This is a genomic window from Maribacter flavus (genome assembly GCF_008386635.1).
Classification (GTDB): domain Bacteria; phylum Bacteroidota; class Bacteroidia; order Flavobacteriales; family Flavobacteriaceae; genus Maribacter; species Maribacter flavus.
Window position 1 is genome coordinate 59765 of record NZ_VUOE01000004.1, and the last position, 25083, is coordinate 84847.

A 25083-nucleotide genomic window follows, 5' to 3' on the forward strand; every position below is an offset into this window, starting at 1 on the left:
AAACTTTATGGAATACAAAAAAATTACGGAGTCCCCCTCCAATCATGATCATTTGGAACAATTGGATACGGTTTCCATCCTCCAAAAAATGAATGAAGAAGATAAGAAGGTTGCCGATGCGGTCGCCTTGGTAATCCCCCAGATTACTCAGTTGGTGGATGCCCTTGCCGAACGTTTCATACAAGGGGGACGTTTATTTTATATTGGTGCGGGAACCAGTGGCCGCTTGGGGATTTTGGATGCTTCCGAAATTCCTCCCACTTTTGGTATGCCCCATGAACGTGTTATTGGACTTATTGCAGGAGGTGATACGGCTATTCGAAAGGCGGTCGAGAATGCAGAGGATGATACCCAACAAGCTTGGCTGGACCTAAATGAACATACAATAAATGAAACCGACGTTGTAGTTGGTATTGCAGCTTCGGGCACTACACCTTACGTAATCGGTGGTCTTGAATCGGCACAAAAAAATAATATCCTCACGGCTTGTATCACTAACAATCCGGGTTCGCCTATTACAAAGGTTTCCGATATTCCTATTGCTGTGAACGTGGGTCCTGAATTCGTTACGGGAAGCACGCGCATGAAAAGTGGTACCTCCCAAAAGCTGGTGCTCAATATGATCTCCACGGCACTGATGATAAAGATCGGACGTGTAAAGGGAAACAAAATGGTCAACATGCAACTCACTAATAACAAATTGGTGGATCGAGGAACGAGATATATTGTAGAGGGTCTTGGTGTAAGTTATGACGAGGCCGAGGCTTTGTTAAAAAAACACGGCTCCGTAAAAAAGGCCTTGGAGGCCGGTAAATAGTAAAAGTGTTTGCTTTCCTGGATTTGAGAATTAAAAAATTCAAAACACTAAAACCAAAATGCCCAATGTCAAAATCCCAGTGAATAAATGGCTTACCCTAAAGGTTTTTATTTTTTGGGGTTTAGCCGATAAATCCCTTTTCCTTCCACTCCCACGTAAATTAGTCCGTCAGGTCCTTCTTCAATGGAACGAACACGTCCTATGCCGTCCATTAATTTTTCCCTTCTGGTAACTTTGGTTCCATTTAGTTCCAAGCGTTCCAGATACTGAAATGCCAGGGAACCTACAAGGACACTGCCTTTCCATCCGTTGTATTTGTCCGTAGTTATAAAGACCATGCCACTTGGGGCGATTGATGGTACCCAGTAATGAATGGGTTGTTCCATGCCTTCCATCTTGTTCTTATCCGTAATGGGCGTACCGCTATAGTTGATTCCATAGGTTATCACCGGCCACCCGTAATTGGCTCCCTTTTTGACGATGTTGATTTCATCACCGCCTCGAGGACCATGTTCGTTGTCCCAAATTTTACCGGTTATAGGGTGTACGGCAAGCCCTTGCGGATTTCTATGTCCGTAGCTATAAATGGCGGTTTTTGCTCCATTTTTTCCAATGAAAGGATTATCCTTTGGTATACTACCATCATCGTTTAACCTATAAATTTTGCCACCGTCCCTAGTGATATCCTGCGGATTGACGTCCCGTTCCCCGCGTTCCCCTATTGAAAAATAAAGAAACCCTTTATCGTCAAATACTATTCTTGATCCAAAATGTTGCCCTTTTGTGGTGTTGGGAACTGCTTTGTAGAGCACTTGGTTTTGGACCAGTTTATCACCCTCCAGTTTGGCCCTCATGATGGCCGTATTTCCACCTTTGCTATCTCCTTCCGGGGAGGCATAGGATATATAGATCCATCCATTTTTTTCATAATCGGGATGCAGTTCAATATCCAAAAGACCACCTTGTCCCCGCTGATAAATTTTGGGTGCGTTATCGATTTTTGTCTTTTTTCCATTTAAAAATCGGATTAAATCACCGTTTTTTTCGGTAATCAGCAAACTTCCATCCGGAAGAAACGTAAAGCCCCATGGAACCTGTAGGTCATCGACGAATAGCTCTGCATCGAACGGAACGGTTTCTGGCGTAGAAACCTTGTTTTCAGTGTTTTGTGCGCAAGAAAAATTGAGCAATACAACGAAAAAACAGAAAAATAATACACTTTTTTTCATCTTGGAACGTTAGAAGAATATTAATGAGTGAAGATAGATTTTTTATCCTAATACCGAGAATATAAGCAAAAAATTTTACACCAAGGAGGGATATTGACACCCAAATCATTGTCCTTCTTACCAAACACTACTTAACCTATGCACCCATCACAACAGCGAAGATCGCTGTATGTACTCCTGCTGATACTGCTATCGGTGGTTGGCTCTACGGCACTTGCGGATTCAAGCATTACCAAGATTTTTAGTGAGGTAACCCTTGCAGTGGAAAGGGTGGTCGAAAATACGGTTTCCAAGAAGAAAGTCGAAACCTCTTCGGATTTTGATATTTCAAAGACCAAAGACTCCAACACTAAGTCGGCCACTGCCATGGCTCCAATGTTCATGACCATCATCCAAGGCGCGGACGAGGAGGTAGGTTGTAGCAGTAACGGATTCACGGTAGCCCGGTTTAACCTTTGTGGGAACAGCGATGATCGGATTATTAGTCTATCCGGTGGACCATACGGTTTTGTCTCGTGGCAGACGTTGGGCGGTTCCTGTTCTCCGGATATCAACAACGACTGTCCCAATACGGGTTCCTGCTACACACAAGTGGCCACGGGGCAAACCTTCAGTTTGGATGCGAGTTCCATCCCATCGACCATTGGTGCCGAATATAGGGTGGTCGCAGACGGACAAATATATTATTTCAAGGTCAAAAAGAGTACCATCAACCAAACCTTCGTTAAGGAGGATTATATCTGTGATGTACCTGGACGGATACAAATAACCAACTTGTCCAGCGCCTACGAATTTAGTATTGATAGTGGAAGCGGTTTTGGGCCATGGCAAGGCGCCATTTTCTCAAATTTGACTCCAGGTACCTATATTGTAAAGGCCAGGCTGAGAAATATCCCAAATACCTGTGAGTATCCTTACGAGCCTATTGAAATATTGGAAAGAAATTTGGATTTGTCCGTAAACTTTACGGATATCAACTGTCCCGGGGAAACGGGCACCATCACCGTAACGCCCACACCCGGCCTTGGACCGTATAAGTACACCCTTCTTAATAATATGGGCGTGGCGCAGGAATTTACCGCCTTTATACCGGATGAGACCTATACCTTTTCCGCCGTGGGTTCCGGTACCTATATCGCCCAAGTTGAGACCCAGCAATGTACGGGTGATCCATTGAACGGAATCAATCCGCCAAGAATTGCGGTTGATACTTTTGGAAACCCCATAACCATTGGATCCGGAATAAGTCCCCTAGATGCCTCCACGGAGGTAAATTCCAGTTTTGGATGTGCGACCATTTCCAGTGTGGATATCACGGTGAATACATCTGGTGGTTCCGCGCCGTATACATTTACGGTTAATGGTGGGCCTGTACAGCCTTCTTATGGGAATGCGGCGACCGATACCGGAACTACGACCTATACCGTAAATTCACCAGGAACCTATGACTTCGTTATTACCGATAGCAACGGTTGTATCATAACGGCCTCGTCCAATGTGGAAGACTTGCTGCCGCCGGATGTTACCGCATCGGGAATTGACGGAACCTGTAGCAATGGGGGAGCCAGAATTAATTTCACTATAAACGATGCCCGGGGATATAACCTTTCCTATAGGGTGAATTCTGGAGATCCTTGGGTGACGGCACCACAGATTTCTGTTCCCGCAGGAACTTATAACAATATTGAAGTACGATATCAGCAAGGTGGTTTTGAATGTACCATTACCCTACCTTCGGTAACGGTGACCACGGTTGGGAACATAAATGGTTCCGCGACCAAAATTTCCGATGTTACCTGTGATGGTAGTGGAGGTACCAATGGTGGTAGGATTGACTTTGTCGGTCCCTTTACCGGTGGTTCGGGTAGCGGATATCAATTCAGTATTGACGGGGTGAATTTTACGGGCATCACTTCGTACACCAACTTATCGGCTGGAACATATATCCCGATTATCCGTGATGGTGGTGGATGCCGATTGGAACTTACTCCGATCGTTATTTTGGATGTAGATCCGCCCACAAATCTGGATTTCGCACAAAGCAATATTAGTTGTGCCGCCGGTACATCGGATGTTACCCTTACACCAACATCCAATGCGGCCATCGTTAACTACTCGGTCGTTAGCCCTGTGACCATCAATAATGGAAGCAACCCAACCTTTGTTGGGTTAAGCACTTCCACATCCTATATCTTTCAAATAACCGATGCAAATAACTGTACCTATACGGAAGGCTTTAGTCCGGCCGTAATAAGTTCCATTCGGGCCCGTGTAAAATCCGGTGGGGACTTACGAGTCTGTAATGGCGCTACGGATGGTACCGGCACTTTTATCATCGACGGATTTGCGAACAACTATACCTATAATATAAACGGAGGTCCCGAAAGTGCCCCGCAAAACAATGTCGAGGTCGACTTGCCGCTATCGGGAATAGGAACCTATACCATCACCGTAACCGATGCCGATACCGGTTGTACGGATACCGCTACTTTCGACATTGTGGACGCTCCCCCCTTGGATATCAGTGGAAGCACCTTCACCCCAATGAGCTGTGCCAATGGAAATATAGGTAGCGTTCGTGCCAATTTTACCGGAGGTTGGGGCGGAAACAGGTATACCTTGACGCCACCTTCAGGGCCAGCAATAGGACCCAGATCGGGGAGGACGTTTAGCAACCTAACGATTCCAGGAACCTATACCTTGACCGCTGAAGATGCGGAGGGTTGTACCGATACTTTTGTTTTTGTTCTTACCCAAATTGACGCACCTACGGTAAGTTTGGACAATGCGGCATCCGATTTTTGTTATGTTCCCGGTACCGGAGCAACCGCAGTGGTAACTTCCACGGCGGGCACAGCGGTATTGGGAACGCATGAATTCCGTATCAATGGTGGAGCTTTGCAACCCACAGGTACCTTCAATGGATTGACTCCCGGTAATTATACCATAGAGGTGGTAGACGGCAACAATTGTAGCGATTCTATAGTAATCACTGTTGCTCCACAACTAAGGGTCAATACTGCGGTCGTCACGGAAATCCCTTGTGGGGGATTGCCCGGCCAGATTCGGGTGGACGTAAGCGGAGGGTATGCTTCGGCTACCGGTCTCTTTGAGGTAAGCTCAGATAATGGGGCAACGTTTAGTGCGCCTGCACCCTATACCTCCAGTACCTTCTTCTACGATACTGCCATTGATGGCACCTATATATTTAGAATAACCGATAACAATACTACCAATGCAGGTTGTGAAGCCACATCGGCACCGCTCATATTGAATCCGCCAGCGAACATTGCCGCTGCTTCGGTAATAACAAGGCCTGTAAGTTGCGGTGCTCCAAATAATGGGGTCGTAACCATTATACCCGACGGAACCAGTGGCGTGCCGCCGTACGAAGTCAACTTCAACGGTATGGGATGGAGTTCGCAAACAGTGTACTCAGATTTACCTGCAGGTACATATCCTTTCTTGGTTAGGGATTCCAGAGGCTGTGAAACCGTACCGGCAAATGCCGTCATAGGTACCGATACCACCTTGCCACCGGATGCATCGGTTACCCAAGATGCGGCTATTTGTGACGGTAGTGGTGTCGTGAGCGGAGGAATCACCATTAACGGCGTTACCGATGGAACCCCAAATTTCGACTTTAGGATCGAGGACGGTACGGGAACGGAAATCACACGTTTGGAAAATCAGTCGGCCTTTCCAATTACCATTAGCGATACCAACTTGATTCCAGGGAACTATACAGTGATTACCTTGGATGCCAATGGTTGTACGGACATAGATACGGTAACTATCACTTCAAATGAAGTTGTGATTACACCTATTTTGCCACCATTGCCACCATCCTGTGACGATAGTAGTTTTACATATGCCGTTAGTGTGAGCGGCGGTTCCGGTTCTTATGAAATCAAGTTGGCGCAACAGCCTTCGTTTTATCCCTTGAACAATACGCCGGGCATTAATGACCATACCTTTAGTAATGCTACGGACGGTATCCAATATGGTATTGCCTATACCGTACAGGTGAGGGATGTAGTAACAGGTTGTTTGTACGAGCAGGAAATTCCACCAGTTGATGCGCCTTCAACACTCGAAATTACGGCATCTTCAACACCTGGAGCCTGTGATGTGAACAGAAACGGGGAGATTGCCTATGAGATCATTGGTTATAATTCTGGGGATGTTTTAAGAATTGAGTTGCTGAACAATGATACAAACACCACAACGTTGATTGTCCCATCATTTTCGGCCCCTGCGCCACCATATACCAACACGTATCCAGAGTTGCCCGGGGATTATCAAATAATCGTGGTGAACGAAACGGATACCTGTAGGGACGCTACGAGTGTTATTATAGATCAGAATCTACCGGCAATTGATGTCATCTCCGATGTTCCCGCGAATTGCAATGCCTTCGGACAGATAACGGTACAGGGCCGTGGTGGATCGGGAGGTCCGTATCAATATGCCTTTGTGCCCGATGGTTCCCCTGAACCGGCCTATCCTGCGGATTATGTAAGTACCACGACTTTTGTGGGCCCTGCTGGAGACTACGATATTTATGTGCGCGATAGTGGTGGCTGTATCTCGTTTGATATTGCCACGGTAATCCAACTGGATCCGGATCTTCCCGTTCCCACATTTACAGTTGTGAACCAGTGTAATCCCAGTTCAACTTCCTTTGATATTACGGTGGCGATGCCAAATTCGGTCAACACACCTCGTTTTACATTGGCAGGAGATGAACAAATTCCAACGGATAATGGAACCAACTGGGTATATACCTTTACGGTTGCCAGTCCGGGGGATTATGTGGTCGATGTGGTCGATGCAAATGGATGTACCAGTCAGGGTACCGCGACGGTATATAACTTCCTTTCGGCTACGGGAACTTTTTCTACGGATTCAACATGTAACGATGCCGATGGCGAGATTACGATTGCGACTTTTGGCGGCAGCGGTGATTTTGGATACATCCTTTCGGGAACCGATTACACAGGTGCTTCGGTGGGACCCATTACCCAAGAGGACGACCCCGTTTTCACCGGATTGGCTCCCGGTACCTATGATGTTTTGGTGGTGGACCGAATTATGTTCGACGGAACCAATTTCTGCGAATATAATGTGGCCGGAATCAATCTGAATCAGGCCGCGCAACCAGTTATCACTTCAGAATTGGCTACCGATATCACTTGTCGTGACAACAACGACGGTACGATTGAAGTGGTCGTGGGACCTGCAAATGCTTTGGTGCCATTTACTTCTCAGGATATGCCCATTACATATATTTTGAATAACCTTACAACTACTTCGGAACACGACCGAAACAATACGGGTACCTTCTCCAATTTACCACAAGGGGATTATCAGGTTCAGGTGGTGACACAACGAGGATGTGAGGTTTTATCGGTTGTTCATACGATAACGAATCCGGCCGACTTTAGCATAACGGCTTCGGCTCCAGATTTTGCCTGCGAGCCTGGGGCAAATCGCTATAGTTCAACCATAATTACCGTGAATGTTGTAGATCCGGGAACCATCGGCTCCGGATATCAGTATAGTATCACCGGTTTTTCCAACTATCAATCGGGCAATACCTTTGAAATTGTGGACAATGGTTCACCGCAGGATATCACGGTATATGCTATTGACGGAAATGGATGTCAGACTACCTTTGACCTGCCAACTATAAATCCGCCCACGGATGTTGTACCAACATTGACAGTTGTGAGTCCATTGGACTGTGCCAATGATGAACGCGTTCGCATCGATGTGGTAGGTACGATGGATTTTACCATTGTCACGAACTCTGTCGTACCGGTAGCCAATGTAACTATTAGTGGTGCTTCCTTTGGGTTTGTAGATTTGCCGGCATCGGGCGATTATATCATGGAAATTGTGGACAATACGGGTGGATGTACTTATCCACTTCCTATCCATACCGTAAACGACCCACAATTGCCGTCGGTATTTATTACGGAAGCCAAACCGGTTAGCTGCTTTGGAACCAATGATGGAGAATTGTTCATAACGGTATCTGATTATGTAGGAACTTATAACTATACGGTCTATATGGCCGATGACATCACCAAGAGTACGCCCATAGCCACCGGAAGTTTTGATACCACCAATTTTCCCGATGTGAATGGGGAGGAGGCTAGGATAACCGGACTGCCAGGAGGTAATCTTATAGTTGAGGTGGTTTCCACGGACGTTCCATTCTGTAGTAATGACAGCAATGTGGCCAATATTCGTACCCCTAATGGACCCCTACAAGTTACGGCCAGTTCGGTCGGTAATGTTGGCTGTGGTAATGACAGTGGCGAGATTCAGGCGACCGGAACCGGTGGTTGGGACGGTACGCCGTATGAATACCGATTATTGTTCAGCACCGATGGTGGTACGAGCTACGCCACTGAAGCAGCGCCTTTTTCCAACAACAATACGTTTTCCGGATTGGAATATGGTTTCTACCGAGTGGAGATTCGGGATGCTGAGCTTTGTACGAACATTTTTGATATTCAATTGGATGAAGTACCACAAATCGATGCGGGGATTAGGCAACCGCAAGGGCTGGATTGTCCCAATGGCAATAATGCCGTTTTGGAAGCTTATGATCCCACAACGGGTGATGCTACCACAGCGACTGCCGGAGCCACGGGAGGATTTCTAGGCGCTGGTTATAACTATCGATTACTGTATTTGAACGGCAACGACAATATGGATATCGCATCTACCAGCGGATTACAGAACACGCCAACTTTTATTGGTGCCAGCGGTGGTTTTATCAGTGCCGGATGGTATGCCATAGAGGTTTCCTCTAGCTTTGGATGTTTGTTCGTTACGGAGCCTTATTTTGTGGATCCGCCACCACCAGTGGCCCCGTTACTGGTTCAGACACGGGTACCCGGTTGCGGCGGTGATGGTGAAATGCGATTGTCAATCCAAAATCCGGAACCTTCTTTTACGTATGAATATGCGCCTGTGGAGAATGGGGTTGTGGTAGGGCCTTATCAAACCATGGTGGGAACTTCCGTTTTGGTACCAGGCGTACAGGGAATCACCTATCAATTTGATGTAAGGAAGACCAATGCGGCCAGCACCTGTTTAGCAATAAGATCTAACGGTATAACCATGACCAATGCCACGGGTATTACGTTATTGCCCAATTTACCGGACGATATTTCCTGTGCTTCGGAGCTGGACGGTAGGATAGAATCTTTCGTAAATGGTGGTGTGGGTGACGATACCTTTTACCTCTATAACGGAGACCCGGTAGACGCGTTTAATCCGTCCGCATCGGCAACCTTATTCAGGGGACCACAGGATAATGGAACTTTCGAAGGCTTGCCCGAAGGTACGGACTACTATATTGCCGTAACCAGCGGGGCCACATGTATGGACATTACAGGGCCTTTCCAAATTGTGAGGCCAGACCCTATCGTATTCGATGCAGCACCTACAACGGTAAGTTGTAACGGGGAGCAGGATGGAACTATTACCGTTGAGGTGTTATCAGGAGGTATCGGTTTGATTCAGTTCGCCATAGGCCCAAATTTCAATGAGTTCTTTAGTGATCCGGCAACTCCGGGAACTTATACCTTCGAGGATTTGGTACAGGGTACCTATGAAATATTGATTCAGGATGAAAACGGCTGTTTTGAACGTGATTTCATCACTGTGGACGAACCCGAGGTGCTCCAGGCCGTCAACATTCAAACTACGCCGGAATTGTGTATAGGTGCAAATGATGGCACTATGACTTTTGAGATAACCGGCGGAACACCCTTTAATGACCCCATGGTAAGTGCTACGCCTTACTATGAGTATAAGGTAGAAATGATCGACCCCATCGACGAATCGGGTACTGGAACTTTTGCTCCATATGTGCCTGGTCAATTGATTGAGAATTTACAGGGCGGTGCCTCCTACGCCATTCATATTAAGGATGCCAATTTATGTACTGGATTGGAATTGTTTAATATCGGCATTGGTGTCGATTTAACTGCCGAACCGTTGGTTGTGTATGGATGTGAGGGAATCTTCCCAAATAGCACGGTAACCATTGACATGTTGGGTAATATAAATATGGATGATTTGATGTTCGCCTTAAATCCCGTAGATGCTACCGACGCCATAACTTCCAATGCGGGAATGGACTATCAATGGGGAGATCTTGCACCAGGCGACCATACAGTTTACATCTACCATCAGAACGGGTGTACCAATTTTGTGGAATTCACGGTCGATGCGTATGATCCATTGACCTTATCAGCAGAAAAAACAGGTCCCAATGAACTTGTGGCCATGGCACAAGGCGGTTATGGCGATTATGAATATTTCTTTAATGGCGTTTCCTATGGAAGTGAAACTACCTTCACCACAAATCGAAGTGGAATGGTAAACATTCGGGTAGTAGATGCCAATGGTTGTGTGGCCGAAGTCGACCTTCCTTTTGAATTTACAGGAATGTTGGAAATTCCCAATTTCTTTACGCCGGACGGAGACAGACAAAATGATGTATGGCAAATACGAAATACGGAATTCTTTGACGATTTGGAGGTAAAAATTTATGATCGTTACGGTAGGGTAGTGGCCGTATTGGACAAGGTGACCGGATGGGATGGAACCTATGAAGGCAAAGAAGTGCCTACAGGCGACTACTGGTATGTGGTCAATGCCCTGGGAGAACGGAAATCCCGTTATGTGGGACACTTCACATTGTACAGATAACATTTAGTAAGGGAAGCTGGGAAAGCTTCCCTTTTTGTTTCATACGTTTAAAATTAAATCAATAGCTTTTAATTTAAACATTTCCTCTTGTAATGGTATTCGACTTCCCGAAACGAATCTCTCGAAAAGGGTTTCACTCATTTTTTAAGCCAAAAAATATGTATCTTCAAAGGATATAATTCGCCTGATTTGTATAAAACCATCTTATTTGTTTTCCTGATACTCTTGGTAAACAGTTGTGCCTCGCAACCTAGTTATACCTTGGTAGATGGAGAGTTGGAGACATCGGTAACGGAAACCTTAAAGTATTACCTGTACTATCCACCGGAATACGAATTGAAACCTGAAAAAAAATTTCCTGTTTTATTGTTCTTGCATGGAGGGGGAGAGGTGGCCGAAGATTTAGGTCCCAATGAAAGAATTCCGCCACCAAACCTCATTTTACAAGGTAGAAAATTTCCATTTCTGATTTTAGCCCCTGAAAATTCATATGCGAAAAGTTGGTGGAACACCCGTGCCGTAAAACAGCTCTTGGATTCCGTGGTTTCAAAAAACCGTATCGATAGGAATAGGATTTACCTATCCGGGATAAGTCGTGGCGGGGGTGCGGCCTGGGAGATGGCGGTCCAATATCCAGAAACTTTTGCTGCCATGGCCGTTGTCTGTGGGATGACACCGTTGCCCTATGCTTCATGGATCAATAAGAAAATGCCCATTTGGGTCTTCCATGGCGAAGACGATGACGTGATTCCGGTCGAAGAATCCGAGTCCATGGTGAATAAACTCAAGGAGTTTGGGTACGATGTCCGGTTCACCAAATATGAAAATGTGGGCCATGAGGCATGGTCAAAAGCATATGCTACGGATGAACTCTATGCGTGGTTTTTAAGGCAACAATTACAGAATTGATGGTACCTCAAACTAAAAAATACATATTATGAAAATAGCACATGCACTAGTTTTTTTGACTTTCTCTTTGTTTTTTCTTGGGAGAGGAAATTCCATGCCCAACAAAAAGCAGCCTAGGAACGTAATTTTCATTCTTACCGATGATCATCGGTATGATTACATGGGTTTTACAGGAAAAGTTCCCTGGTTGGAAACTCCAAATATGGATAAGCTTGCCAGGGAAGGAGCTTATTTGCCCAATGCCTTTGTAACGACTTCCCTGTGCTCACCCAGCAGGGCTTCTATTTTGACGGGTATGTTTTCCCATAGCCACACCATAGTGGACAATCAAGCACCAGATCCGGGCAACCTTACTTATTTTCCCCAGTATTTGGAGAAGGCCGGATATCAAACCAGTTTTTTTGGAAAGTGGCATATGGGCGACCATGGGGATGAACCACAACCCGGATTTACGCATTGGGAGAGTTTTCCTGGCCAGGGTGTGTATTACAATCCCACCTTGAACATAAACGGAGAAAGAATATCCTATAAGGACTCCACGTATATTACCGACCTATTGACAGAACATGCCATTGATTGGCTTGATAGCAGGGATAGGAAAAAGCCCTTTTTTATGTATCTATCCCATAAAGCGGTTCATGCCGGATTTCAGCCGGCCAAAAGACACAAGGGAAAGTACAAAGGAAAACGGATCGACCTCCCAACAACCTATGAGCAGACAAAAACAGGTGCCTATCGTGACCTAAAATGGCCACAATGGGTAGCGGACCAACGGGTAAGCTGGCACGGTGTGGATTATATGTACCATGAAAATAGGGATATCCATGAGATGGTGGTGGATTATTGCGAAACCCTTTTGGGTGTCGATGAGAGCATAGGTACCGTGATGGATTACTTAAAAAAGCAAGGATTGGACGAATCGACCTTGGTTATTTATATGGGGGACAATGGTTTTAGTTGGGGGGAACACGGATTGATAGATAAACGTCATTTTTATGAGGAGTCCGTAAAAGTGCCTTTATTGGTGCGTTGTCCGGAATTGTTTGAGGGTGGAATCCGTCCGAAGCAAATGGTCCAGAATATTGACATTGGACCCACCATTTTGGCCGAAGCGGGAATTAAGCAGCCCGAGCATATGCCGGGTACTTCGTTTATTCCAATTCTTAAGGGGGTGGCCAATGTAAATACCCGAAAAGAGGTGTTTTATGAATATTATTGGGAATATGATTTTCCAATGACACCCACCGTTTTTGGGATGAGGACGGATAAATACAAATACATGAAGTACCATGGCATTTGGGACCGAAATGAATTGTATGACCTGGAAAACGATCCCGATGAAATGTATAACCTAATTGCAGATCCTGACAAACAGGAGATAGCCAAATCCATGTCCGCCGCCATATATGATTGGTTGGAAGAAACAGGAGGCATGCAGATTCCCTTAAAGCGTACTGTAAAGTATAGGTGGGGCGATTTTAAGCATCAGAATGAGCATTGACTTCTAGGGATTCGCAACCCCCTTTAGAAAATCACGGGTTTAAATTGTTTTCAAGAATCAAGAGATCCACTTCAGATTTTCTCCAGGCCTCGTTGAGATAATCCGGAACGGGAGTGAAGGAGTAACTAAAGGCGCTAAGAATAATATCCGTATCTCCGTCCTGATCCACATCTCCCGCATCCATTAACATCCATCGGCCCAGATCGCCAGTGTCCATACGATAGGGTTCAAATTGGAATGAATTGGCATTTTTGTTTTCCAAATAAACAAAGGAGTACGCAGGGGTTCGTTCATAATCAGGAAAAGTGGATAGAATTCCAAAGTCGATGTCCCCGTCTTGGTCATAATCATTGGAAACGACCCTAGTGGCACCGTTCATAGGATAAAAATAAGCTTCGGTAAAATTATTGTGGCCATCGTTGATATGGATTCGTAATCCGTGATACGGCTTGTGAACATAGCTTTTATCGGCATTATCGCCCTGAACTGTTACTATGTCGTTATATCCATCATTATTATAATCAATAATCTCAAACCAACTAGATCCGTACACCGGACTGAACTGTATGGGGGTTTCCATTCTAAATTTTAAATCGGCCTCCTGATAAAAAATGGTAATGCCCTCCCTACCTTGTGAAGTTAGCACCACCAAATCATCTAGGCCATCTTTGTTCATGTCCTTGGCCATAGCCCTTGTACTTCCTGGTTGGTTCAATAATATCTGGTCTTTATAATTAAAATCCCCATTATGGCTTAGAAGGGTAAGTTTCCCTGTCAAATCCCCAAATTCACAGACTACAACTTCGTCATTGCCATCCTTGTCAAAATCATGGACAAGGCTATGAACAGGTCTATGTAACTGAATATTGGCTCGGTTTATTTTTCTTTTGCTGGGTTCGATAACACTTAAACTGCCCTGAGAGAGCTCAGAAGGGTCAAGATAACCAACATAGGTGAAATACTTTAAGGTGTCCCTTTGGGAGTAGGAGGTAAGTACTTGCTCCGTACGTTCTGTTTTGGTGACTTTTTTTAAAATAGGATCATAATGAATTAATCTGCTATTTAAGTTGCCGGTTATTATTTTTTTCTGAACAGAATCAAATTTTAAAAATGTAAATAACGCTCCCTTGATACTATCCAGAACTATTGGTTGCAACTTAAATTGGGACATCCTATTGGTAGGTGTCTTCACAATGCCCAGATCAAGGGAATCACCGGCCATTTTAAGAATATAGTCTTTGAGCAAATTCCAATCCTCTATGGATATACTAGGTTTTTCAGGATACACCCCGGACTGAACAATGGCAAATTGTTCCATGCGTGAAATACCCTCATAGGGATCGTATGCCGTGTCCTTGATTCCCATACGCGCGCCCATATCCGGTAAAATGCCATCTTTCCAAATATGTTTAGGTAAGTTATCGATATCCGGAAGCAGATGGCAACTCGCGCAATACGACTCATAAAGTACTACAGCTTTTTTCTCCTTCGGCTCACATGAAATCAGGGATGTTGTTACAGCAAGCAAAAAAAGGAGTTTCATGTTTGAAGACATTGTCATACTATTTAAAAGAAGAAATCTTTCCTTTGGTTCAATCCTAATTAAGGGGAAGTGCTATCCATACATATTTTCGATAAAGGCGGATAAATTAAATACTACTCATTTTTAAGAAAAACTCTTAGCGGGCCCCTGTTCTGCGAGACCACAATGAATGGATTACTCTCGTTGGCATTATTTACAATGGTAATATCCTTGGTATCACCTTGAGCTACAAACCCACTTTTTTGGATATCGACAACAGAAAAATTACCCTTTCCATCCCCTTCCAACAAAAATCCGTTGGAGGCATCATATTTTCCAATAAATACCTCGTTGCCATAGTCGTTCCCAACCAATAGAACATCGTCATTGCCATCGTTGTTGTAGTCCGTTACCGCGATGCTGTTGATCGGTGCCATTTGTGTTTCCCAAGGTAGTTCCTTATAACTGAACGTGCCATTACCTAAATTTTCCACGTATATACTTCTATCAAAATTTCCTGTCAATGTAAAGGCACCGTCCATTTCCTCTTCCGTGAACAATGTGTTGATATCCGCATTTGCAAAGCTTTTATATGTATTGTATTTAGAACGGAACAAAGGACTCTGACCATTTAGATCGCCCCAAAACTTCAAGGGAAACGACCTGTATTCCGGATTGTCAAAGCTATACTTAAGATAGGTGAACATCACAGGGTCAACGGTACCATTATTGTCGAAGTCTTTGGAGACAAGCTTGGTAGGTCTTTCAGGGGAAGGTTGGTAAAAATTGTTGGCCCCTAAATTCCCAACGATAAAATCCAAATCCCCATCCTTGTCAAAATCATGGGCAACGATGCTTTCCCAGAAACCGTATAAATCATCCATACCGGTCCCCTCCAATTTTGTTAGTTTTTCCCCATTGTTTTTGAAAACGGTAATTGGCATAAATTCCCCAATAACTATCAGGTCATCAATTCCATCGGAATCCACGTCTGCCCAAGTAGCATCGGTGACCATACCTATATCACGTAATTCGGGACACATTGAATCGGTTACATCCACCAATGTACCATTTTCATTTTTTAAAAGATAGCTGCTTTCCGGAATGGGGTATTTCGCAAATGGTGTTCTGCCCCCTACAAATAAATCTATAAAACCATCTTTGTTAAAATCATTTGCGGCAACTACGGAGCCACTCTTTTTGATTTCAGGCAATTTATCCAAGGCAAGGGAAAAATTACCCTTTCCATCGTTAACAAGAATCCTATCCAGATAATAGCTGTCATCCGGTGTAAATTCATTGCTTCCGGACACGAAGTAAATATCAAGATCCCCATCGTTATCCAAATCAAAAAGGGCTATTCCTTCTTCCTCGTATTTTTTGTCTTCTTCTTCCTTGAATAACTCTCGTTGCAAAAATTGTCCATTCGATTCTTGCAAAAATAAAACCGGTGAATACCTGGCGGAACTACCCACAATGAAATCCTCCAGACCATCGCCATTGAGGTCTCCCGATGCCAAGCAAGGACCATTTTGGGTCAATTTATGCGGTAATATTCTTTGAATATTGAAGTCGATTACATCCAACTCCTTATGTTCATAATCCATTCCATATTCTTTTGAAACTTCGGTAAATAACTTTTGGTCCTTTTTGGGATTGAACGGAAATTCCAGGGATTTTACATCTATTGGGGAGGCTTCACTTTGTTTCAGTACCAAGGTTTGTTTAGGCTGAACGCCTTCCAATTTTTGATAGTTGCCATTAGGCCATAATATCTCTAAAGAATTAATTTTTGCCATATCGCCCAGACCAAAATGCACTATACCATCCAAGGAGGACATATAGCCTCTATACAAGTAGTTTTCATGGTATTGAAAAGTGCCATCTTCAAAGCGTACCACTACTTTTGCACCTATGCCGTAGGTGTCCGAGTTTTTAAGGTTGATTCTTACATAGTTGTTTTCTGCCCCTAAGTTGTTTCTAAAGATGAAAGCAGGGTCGTTGATATTGTTAACAACATAGTCCAAGTCACCATCATTATCCAAGTCTGCAAATGCCGCTCCATTTGAGAAGGAAGGTATATTGAGACCCCATTCCTCACCTTTATCCTCAAATGTATCCTTACCGTTATTTACGTAAACATAGTTTGGAATCTTGATAGTAGGTATGGAATCCAAAATTTGACCTGGTTTCAAATACCTACTTACATTAAAATTGAAGTCCCCAAAATCAAGGTCGGTGATATCCCTAGGAAAACCATTCGTTATCAATAGGTCTTTATGGCCATCATTGTTCATATCCGCAAATAATGGAGACCAGCTCCAGTCGGTTTTAGAGACACCAGACATTAAACCGATTTCACTAAAGGGTACACCATTTCCGTTTCCTTTCTGCAACATGTTCCTGGAATATTGATATTCATAATTGTAACGTTCATTAAGGACATAGTTGGTGTAATTATTACTTGCTATGGTCGTCTTCAACCTTTGGTTGGTTTCACCCAACATATCCAGAGTGATGATATCCAAATAACCATCATTGTTAAAATCCGATATATCATTGCCCATGGAGAATTTACTTTGGTGCTTCACAAATTCCGATATTCTATTGGTAAAAGTACCGTCCTGATTATTGATATACAGCAGGTCATTGGTGAGGTAGTCGTTGCTTACATATATATCTGGCCAGGAATCATAATTGATATCCGCAATGGCCAAACCAAGTCCGTAGCCTTCTAAAGTGATGCCGGCTTCAAGGGAAACATCGGTAAAGGTACCATCCCCATTGTTACGATACAGATGGTCCGTGCTCAGCGCAGAGCCGTCCGTTATCTTTTCCCTGTAGTTGGAAGGAAGCACATGAATATCCACGTTATTGAGAACATAAAGATCTAAATCTCCATCTTTATCATAATCGAAGAAGGTGGCTCCCATACTGTTACTGCTATCTGCAATGCCATATTCTTTAGCCACCTCTTTGAAAGTAGGAACACCATTGGCATTGGGTCCTTGATTTACGAATAACATATTGGCCTTTTCTTTATCGGAATCCAACATGGCCGCACATACATAAATATCAAGGTATTTGTCATTATTTATATCTACCAGGGCAATTCCGGTACTCCATTTGTCAATTCCTTCAATCTGTGCCTCTGCGGAAATATCCTTGAATTTAAAGTCGCCTTCATTTAGGTAGAGTTTATTTGAAACTTGGTTTCCCGAGAAAAAAATGTCGGGCCTGTCATCATTATTGAAATCTCCAATGGCAACACCGCCTCCATTAAAAATATATTCACTTGTTAGAATATTAAAGCTGTCCGTTTCTATAATCCTATTGTTAAAATCTACGCCAGAACTTTTAGCTGGTATTTGGGTAAAGAGCTTTTCTTTTTCCTCCTGGCAAGATGTAAAGGCAAGGGCAATAAGAACTGTAATGCAAATTATTTTTTTCATTTTTAGTGCAATAGTTTTAATAATGATATTAGGATATCAAAAAAGCGATGATTTTAAATGGCTATAAACAAAGTTAATTAAACGGTAATGTTATAAAAATTTAGGAGTAGAAAAGCTTGTTGGATTAAACTTTCATTAATCAATTTTAGTTTTTGAATAATAAAAAAAGGGCGTGTGTAACACGCCCTTTTCTATAAATATAGGTTGATTAATTAATAACCTGGGTTTTGGGATAATACATCCGAACCTTGAATGTCTATTTGCGTTTGTGGTATTGGATAATACTCGTTTTTACCAGCGGTAAAACTTGCTCCACCAAACTTTGTCACCAAATATTGGGATTCATAATCCAAGTACGCGTTCAATTCCTCCGCAGCTACGCCCCAACGAACCAAATCGAAGAAACGATGGCCTTCTCCGGAAAGTTCCAATTTACGCTCGAAACGTACAGCTCTTCTCGCGAAATCCTGATTTGGGAAAGAAGTATATTCAGAAATCACATAGTTTGCTGCTGGGCCACTTCCATCATATTCTTGTACCCAGAACTCAGAATTTGCGGCTCTTGCACGTACCCTGTTCACATATTCCAAGGCTTTATCCAAGGAACCTGCTTCTACTTCCGCTTCGGCTGCCATTAAAAGCACATCGGCAAAACGAATTATGGTATAGTTCATAGTTGCATAACCTCTGGTCCACGAGCTTCCATCCGTAAAGCTATTCTCCTGACTCCTATAGTAAATATACTTTTTAGGAGAGTAGGGACCCGCATAGGGGAAGCTACGAATCCAAGCGGAACCTGGATGCTCGATCCAATCCAAATATGGAATTCCTTTTCTACCAATGGAATGGTCAATTCTTGGATCTAATGGGTCTGGATCTTCTACGAAGGTCGATTCATCATTGTCATTTGTGAATACATGTCTGTAGATATTGTCCACTTCATTGGCAGGGTCATTGTATGAGCCATCCAAAAGTGGTAAGCCATCTGCACCGGTTCTAAAGGAGTTGGCCAATTCCATACTCGGTTGGAAGAACCCACAACAGTTCCCAGGACCGTCAGGGCCTGTATTGTAAGGGTAGTTCAAATCATCAAAGTAATTGGCATTTGCTGTACTACCAGTATTATTGGCAGATTCCACATCCATAACGGCTTCTGCATGGTTGTCATTTTCAGCATTGTAAATTTGGGCATAGTCATCCAAAAGGTCATAGGGCAATCCGTTTGACGTAACACCTTGTTCTATGACTGTAGTGAACAAATCTTTGGCGGGACCAAATTTTTGCTGATACAGGTAGGCCTTTGCCAAGTAAGCTCCAGCTGCCCATTTATTAACCCTTCCGGGGCCATTTTCTGCAGGTAGATTGTCATATGCAAACTGAAAATCAGCCTCGATAAAACCCCAAACATCCGGTGTATTTGGAATACTCGGTATATCGGCAGGGAGCACAGTTTCATCAAACAATGGAATACTATTGAAGTGCTTCTTTAAGTCAAAGTAGAAATGACCTCTTAACAAACGTGCTTCCCCAGCAATACGTGCGGCATCGGCGGCTGATACATCAGTGGCCACTGCCAATGCTGCTAACACTTTATTCGCTCGACTAACTCCTTCAAAGCGACCATTCCATAAACTGTTAAAATCTCCAATGGTTGGATCAGCCTCGTATCTTTGAATTGGATTAATGGTCGAATAGTCACCAGCATCCGTTCCTTTGTTGGCTTCACCACCCATGATGGAGCCGGTTACCCAATGGTTGGGTCCTTCAAAACGATTGCCAAATACGCCATTTAATGCGGCATATGTGCCGATAAGTAGACCCTCAATTCCATCTTTCGTACCCACCTGAGCATCCGCTAAGGAGCCGGTAGGAAGTACTTCCAAGAATTCATCGTTACATGACACCCCTATCATAAGAAAGGACATCGCAGCAACGACTGTCTTTTTAAAATTAATCATAGTTTTCATAGTTTATTTTTACTTAAAGATATAATATATTTTGAACATAACTATCACAGTTTTATAACATTGAATTAGATTCCCACCTCAAGTGTTATCAAATATTGTGGTGCGACTGGATAGTTTCCTACATCGATACCAAAGTTGGTATCAGCTCCACCACCAATGCCTGGGTCAAGACCACTATAATTTGTTATAGTCCAAATGTTGTTTGCTGAAAGTCCTAATTTTAACCTGCTCAATCCAAGTCTATCTGTTATATCAGCGAAGTTATAGGCAAACGCCAGTCTTTGTAGTCGAAGATAGGATCCATCCTCAACATACCAAGAGTTACCGACACCACTGGTACTTAAATTAGTAGCACTCTCCCAAATGGGGGCAGCAGCATTGTTTCCTAATTCAGGAGTCCAAGAACGCTTGGCGGCCTGACCTTTTGCAGAGCCTTCAAAAGTACCAAAGAAATCAGTGAACCATTTGGACTGATTAAATATGTCGTTTCCAACAGAAGCAAACCAATAAGTTTCAAATTCCAAATTTTTATAGCGTAAATTGATGGTCGCACCACCAGTATAATCTGGTACAGGACTTCCTATAAAAGTTCTATCATCTGGGGTAATTGCGCCATCCCCGTTAATGTCGGCATATCGGAATCGACCTAGACCCTTTCCATCCTGAGCAGGAGAGTTAGCTACTTCTTCAGCACTGTTGAAATAACCAATTACCTCATAACCAAAGAAGGAGGACAAAGGCTGTCCAACAGCATTTCTGGTAGCTTGAATTCCTCTGTATGTTTGACCGTCAAAAAAGTCAAGTCCCGGAGCCAATGCTGTAATCTCATTTTTAAGAAAGGAATTGTTAAGGGTGACCGTGAAGGAAAGGTCCTCTGTAAAATTACCCCTTCCAATAATTTGAAAATCGAGTCCAGAGTTGCTCATACTTGCAATGTTAACTGACGGTGCTTGTGCAAAATTACCAGTAACCCCAGCTAAAGGCAATTGGTACAATAGGTCATCCGTATCCTTTTTCCACCAATCTAAAACCAATTCTAATTTATTGTTGAAGAAACTAGCATCAAAACCTATATTCAGTGTGGTACTTGTCTCCCATTTTGCATCTGGGTTACCTATTCGACTTTGGGCGAAGCCTTCATCGGCCCCACTGTTCTGACCTTGAATTGGATACCATGTGTTTCCTCTATTGGAGGCAAAAAGGGAGTACTGGTTATTAGGGTCAACGTTGTTCGAGTTACCCATTTGGCCCCATCCACCCCTTATTTTTAGGTCGGACACAACTTCTTGATTTTGCATAAATGGTTCTGAAATAACCCTCCAAGCAGCTGAAAATGCAGGGAAAGTACCATAACGGTTATTGCCACCAAAACGAGAGGCGCCATCCCTTCGTATAACCCCGGATAGATAATATCTCTCATCAAAGTTATATTCTAGAGATCCAAATGTGGAGAAGAAGTTAACCCCGTTGCCTAAGCTACTATTAACTACAGGACTTTGAACCACACTTAAATTTTGAAAATCCAAATCTGTAGAGAAAGGATTGATACCCGATCCAGAAATTGACCTTCCTCTTCCGGTATTCAAGGCTTCTAAACCACCAAGAAGCTTAACTTTGTGTTTACCGAATAATTTTTCATAGGTGGCAGTATTGGTGAAAGTCCATTGGAAACCGTAACCACTACCTTCTGAGAAGGTATTGCTGGCTTCTGGTTCTGAATCACCTAAATACCTGAAACCGTAATTCACAAAATAATTGTTGCTGTATCCTCCCCCTATACTGGTACGGACCACTAATCCATCCAAAGGTTTGATATCAGCATACAGGTTACCAAATCCACCAATGGAGTAATTTTTATCATCGCCAGCGTTAAGTACTTGCTGTCTTACAGGGTTTCTTGGGTTGTTAAAACCTGTGGCCCTCGTACTGGCAAAACTACCAAATTCGTCTCGTACCGGTATAATCGTTGGCATACGATAGGCGGATAAAATAACTGATTCGTCGTCAGCGCCACCAATACCTCCTTCACCTCCAAATCCACCTACTACAGAACGATAGGTAACTTGAAAATTCTCACCTATGCTTAACCATGGGGCTACATCCCACTCTGAGTTAAATCGCGCGGTATATCTAGAAAAATTGTTTTCAATAAGAATACCCGCCTGATTCTGTGCGGAGATTCCCATGTAGAAGCGGCCGTTTTCATTGCCTCCATCAAAACCTAAAGTAACACGACTAAGGGGTGCAATTCTGGTCAACTCCTTGTACCAATTGGTTCCTTGAAGATTTGGACGTATCAAGAACACATTATCAGGATTAGCCTCATAATTTGCGCGTATTTGTGCTAAATTAATATCCGATTCAAACACGCCATTTTGCCCATCTGCATGCAAATAATCAGGAAATCTTGGAGTAGGATTGGTTCCATATTGTGGATGGGTATACTGCGGTGCAGTACCATTCGCCCTTGCATTATTTTCATAGGCCAAATGGGTGAATTCGGCCATTTCCTGTGGACTAAGGTTTTTTGGTGCTCCACCAACATTAGGGTCGCTCACACCGCTCTGAATATTAAGTGAAATTCTAGTTTTTTGACGGCTTCTGGATCCTTGTTTCGTGGTGTATACCACAACACCATTAGCCGCTCTTGCTCCGTAAATCGATGCTGCAGCAGCATCCTTTAAAACAGTTGTTGTTTCAATGTCATCGGGATTAAGAAACTCCGTGTTTTGAACTGGCACACCGTCTACTATATATAATGGTTCGTTACCTCCAAAAGCACCAAAACCACGTACACGAATTTGTGATGAGGTTCCTGGCTGTCCATTGGTCAATACTGTTACACCGGCAACTCTACCCTGTAGTTGCTGCTCTACGTTACCAGAGGGAATTGCAGCTAACTCCTCAGCCTTTACTATGGAAACTGCAGCCGTGGCCTCTCTTCTACTTGTAGTAGAGTAACCCGTTACAACGACCTCGTCTAATGCGGCTGCATCTTCGGATAAAAATACATCGACATTTGATTGGCCATTTACGGCTACTTCCTTCCTTTGAAAACCAATGTAGCTGAAAACCAATGTTGCTCCAGACTCTACATTAATAGTAAAGTTTCCGTCAAAATCTGTTTGGGTACCATTGGTAGTACCTTTTTCGACGACGTTGGCACCAGGTAGCGGCGCGCCATTTTCATCCGTTACCGTACCGGTAACAGTAGACTGTAAAGTTTCGTCCAACACAATTTTGTAGTTGGCAGTTGTCGCATTTGCAGAAGCGAGTTGCACTCCTAAACAAATGACCATCGATAAAATCCCAGCTTTAAAAAAGGTAATACCTCTTTTGGATTTAACCGATTTGAAATCATGTTTTTGATTCATAATCCTTGTTGTTTGTTAGTTTAAATTAATCTCCTTGAACTGGTTTTTAAAGGGCTCTTCCGTGAGTGATGGAAATGTTAAAAAAAACCAAATTCAGCGTAATGATAACAAAATATTATGATATATAAATAATGACCAATTCATTATTTTTTAAAATTAAGTGTCAAAAAATTACTTAAAATCTTGCGTATATAGTATAATTCACCGTTTTTATTGGCTTTGTAGAAATTTTGGTTCGTAAAATTTTAATAAATTGGAAATTTGCTAAATTTAACATTATTGTCTCATGTTGTGTCAATAATTGCCAGTTTTAGCTGATTTCAAACGTTGTAGTCCGTTTGAAATCTGAGTTCAAATTCACACTTTTCAATCGGTTTTTAACTTTTGATTCGAGCTGCTGCAATAGCGGAAATGACTATCAAAGAATTTTTGGTATCCTTAGTAAAAAAAAGATAGTTTTGTCCTCCGTCCTTTAAATTGAATTTCTTTCGAATTTGGACAACGGTTTCGGGAAAATTTCGTGTTGTAATATTGGCTTTTTTTATCCCTAGTTGTTTGAAGCGTTTATTATTATAGGGAATGGTTTTAACAATTTCAAAAACCCTTCCTGGAAAAGGCAATAAAGCTTCAGAGGTATATAGATGAGTATGTTCCTGTAATTTTTTTAGGCCGTATCTTTCGCTCACTAGATTGAATGCCCCAGATTTCATTATTGCGGCATTAGGCTCATAGAGATATTTTAAGGGTTTTGAGAACTCCGCCTGCGCATTTTCTTTTTCATAAAGGCCATATTGAAATGTTTCCGTATTGCCCTTGTTAAAATTGATTGTCCTTACAAGGGGGGCTTTGCCAAAATCAGGTTTTAAATGCCACAACACTTCCTTGACTTCATTTTCAAGACTTACAATATGTATTTCGAATACCTTATCTAATTGTTCCAGCCCCATGGAAAGATCCAACATAGGTCCGGTTTTTATCAATATATTTTGTGATTTTGAGCGCAGTAATTCCAAATGTTTGGTAACATTCGGCTCACAGTCCTCCAAGAAAAACACTTTTTTGTTGCTTTGGTCCCTTCGGGAAGGATCAAGATAGATCCAATCCAAAATTTGCTTATTTTTTTCAAGAAAGGTAATTCCGTCCCCATACAGTACTTCTATGTTGGATACGCCCATTTGGGCAAAATTGTGTTTTGCAATCTCGGATACTTCCCTGTTCTTTTCAATGTGGAAGACCTTATCAATTTTCTTGGAAAAATAATAACTGTCAACACCAAACCCTCCTGTTAAGTCTGCCAGCGAATCTCCTGAAACTAAATCTGCCTTATACTGGGCACAAATCTCGGACGACGTTTGCGATAAATTCAGCTTGTTAGCGTAATAGATATTTTTGGTTTCAAACCAAGTAGGTAATTTCTTTTGGGCTTTTTTTTTGGATTCCAGTTGTTCCACAACTTCCCTGTTTTCAACAGCTGAGAACAGTTTCTTTCCTAAAAGGATTGTATGGATATCAGACCTAAAATTGGTGTCTATAAAATCCTGTACCTCCTTATGTAGTAGGTTTTTGTTCAAAGGAC

General features: G+C 43.0%; 10 protein-coding genes. 4 read left to right on the forward strand and 6 right to left on the reverse strand.

Going from position 1 to position 25083, the window contains the following annotated elements; all coding sequences use genetic code 11:
* Positions 1-7: 7 nt before the first annotated feature.
* Entirely contained in the window at positions 8-817 is an 810-nt protein-coding gene (gene murQ / locus F0361_RS18200) for an N-acetylmuramic acid 6-phosphate etherase (protein ID WP_154920825.1), read from the forward strand.
* A 107-nt stretch (positions 818-924) separates the two neighbouring features.
* On the opposite strand, the gene F0361_RS18205 is transcribed toward murQ, so the two are convergent.
* A complete protein-coding gene (locus F0361_RS18205; protein ID WP_154920826.1) occupies positions 925-2046 on the reverse strand; it encodes a PQQ-dependent sugar dehydrogenase in 1122 nt (373 codons plus the stop codon).
* A gap of 138 nt (positions 2047-2184) precedes the next feature.
* On the opposite strand from F0361_RS18205, the gene F0361_RS18210 reads away from it, so the two are divergent.
* The 3 genes from F0361_RS18210 (at position 2185) to F0361_RS18220 (ending at position 13192) form a co-directional block, all read left to right on the forward strand.
* Positions 2185-10782, forward strand: coding sequence for a T9SS type B sorting domain-containing protein (locus F0361_RS18210; RefSeq protein WP_154920827.1), 8598 nt, complete (start codon positions 2185-2187; stop codon positions 10780-10782).
* Positions 10783-10971: 189 nt separating this feature from the next.
* Positions 10972-11691 carry a carboxylesterase family protein gene (locus tag F0361_RS18215; protein WP_154920828.1) on the forward strand — a complete coding sequence of 240 codons (720 nt, stop codon included), beginning with the start codon at positions 10972-10974 and terminating at the stop codon, positions 11689-11691.
* Between the two features lie 28 nt (positions 11692-11719).
* Positions 11720-13192 carry a sulfatase family protein gene (locus F0361_RS18220; RefSeq protein WP_154920829.1) on the forward strand — a complete coding sequence of 491 codons (1473 nt, stop codon included), beginning with the start codon at positions 11720-11722 and terminating at the stop codon, positions 13190-13192.
* 31 nt (positions 13193-13223) lie between these two features.
* Here the strand turns inward: F0361_RS18220 and F0361_RS18225 are convergent, their stop codons facing one another.
* The 5 genes from F0361_RS18225 to F0361_RS18245 all read right to left on the reverse strand — a co-directional run bounded on the left by F0361_RS18225 (position 13224) and on the right by F0361_RS18245 (position 25078).
* Positions 13224-14735, reverse strand: coding sequence for an FG-GAP repeat domain-containing protein (locus F0361_RS18225; RefSeq protein WP_161598260.1), 1512 nt, complete (start codon positions 14733-14735; stop codon positions 13224-13226).
* 113 nt (positions 14736-14848) lie between these two features.
* Positions 14849-18166: a VCBS repeat-containing protein gene (locus F0361_RS18230; RefSeq protein WP_154920831.1), complete on the reverse strand. Its 3318-nt coding sequence runs from the start codon at positions 18164-18166 to the stop codon at positions 14849-14851.
* A 212-nt stretch (positions 18167-18378) separates the two neighbouring features.
* Entirely contained in the window at positions 18379-20124 is a 1746-nt protein-coding gene (locus tag F0361_RS18235; protein ID WP_205123424.1) for a RagB/SusD family nutrient uptake outer membrane protein, read from the reverse strand.
* Positions 20125-20198: 74 nt separating this feature from the next.
* Positions 20199-23507, reverse strand: a complete 3309-nt coding sequence (locus F0361_RS18240; protein WP_154920832.1) for a SusC/RagA family TonB-linked outer membrane protein — start codon at positions 23505-23507, stop codon at positions 20199-20201.
* Positions 23508-23884: 377 nt separating this feature from the next.
* A complete protein-coding gene (locus F0361_RS18245; RefSeq protein ID WP_154920833.1) occupies positions 23885-25078 on the reverse strand; it encodes a class I SAM-dependent methyltransferase in 1194 nt (397 codons plus the stop codon).
* Between the last annotated feature and the right edge of the window lie 5 nt (positions 25079-25083).

What these genes read in the sequence shown, in the direction of transcription:
- F0361_RS18225 (WP_161598260.1), bottom strand. Translation starts at nt 14,735, where the DNA reads ATGAAACTCCTTTTTTTGCTTGCTGTAACAACATCCCTGATTTCATGT.
- F0361_RS18205 (WP_154920826.1), bottom strand. Translation starts at nt 2,046, where the DNA reads ATGAAAAAAAGTGTATTATTTTTCTGTTTTTTCGTTGTATTGCTCAAT.
- F0361_RS18235 (WP_205123424.1), bottom strand. Translation starts at nt 20,124, where the DNA reads ATGATTAATTTTAAAAAGACAGTCGTTGCTGCGATGTCCTTTCTTATG.
- F0361_RS18240 (WP_154920832.1), bottom strand. Translation starts at nt 23,507, where the DNA reads ATGAATCAAAAACATGATTTCAAATCGGTTAAATCCAAAAGAGGTATT.
- F0361_RS18210 (WP_154920827.1), top strand. Translation starts at nt 2,185, where the DNA reads ATGCACCCATCACAACAGCGAAGATCGCTGTATGTACTCCTGCTGATA.
- F0361_RS18220 (WP_154920829.1), top strand. Translation starts at nt 11,720, where the DNA reads ATGAAAATAGCACATGCACTAGTTTTTTTGACTTTCTCTTTGTTTTTT.
- murQ (WP_154920825.1), top strand. Translation starts at nt 8, where the DNA reads ATGGAATACAAAAAAATTACGGAGTCCCCCTCCAATCATGATCATTTG.
- F0361_RS18230 (WP_154920831.1), bottom strand. Translation starts at nt 18,166, where the DNA reads ATGAAAAAAATAATTTGCATTACAGTTCTTATTGCCCTTGCCTTTACA.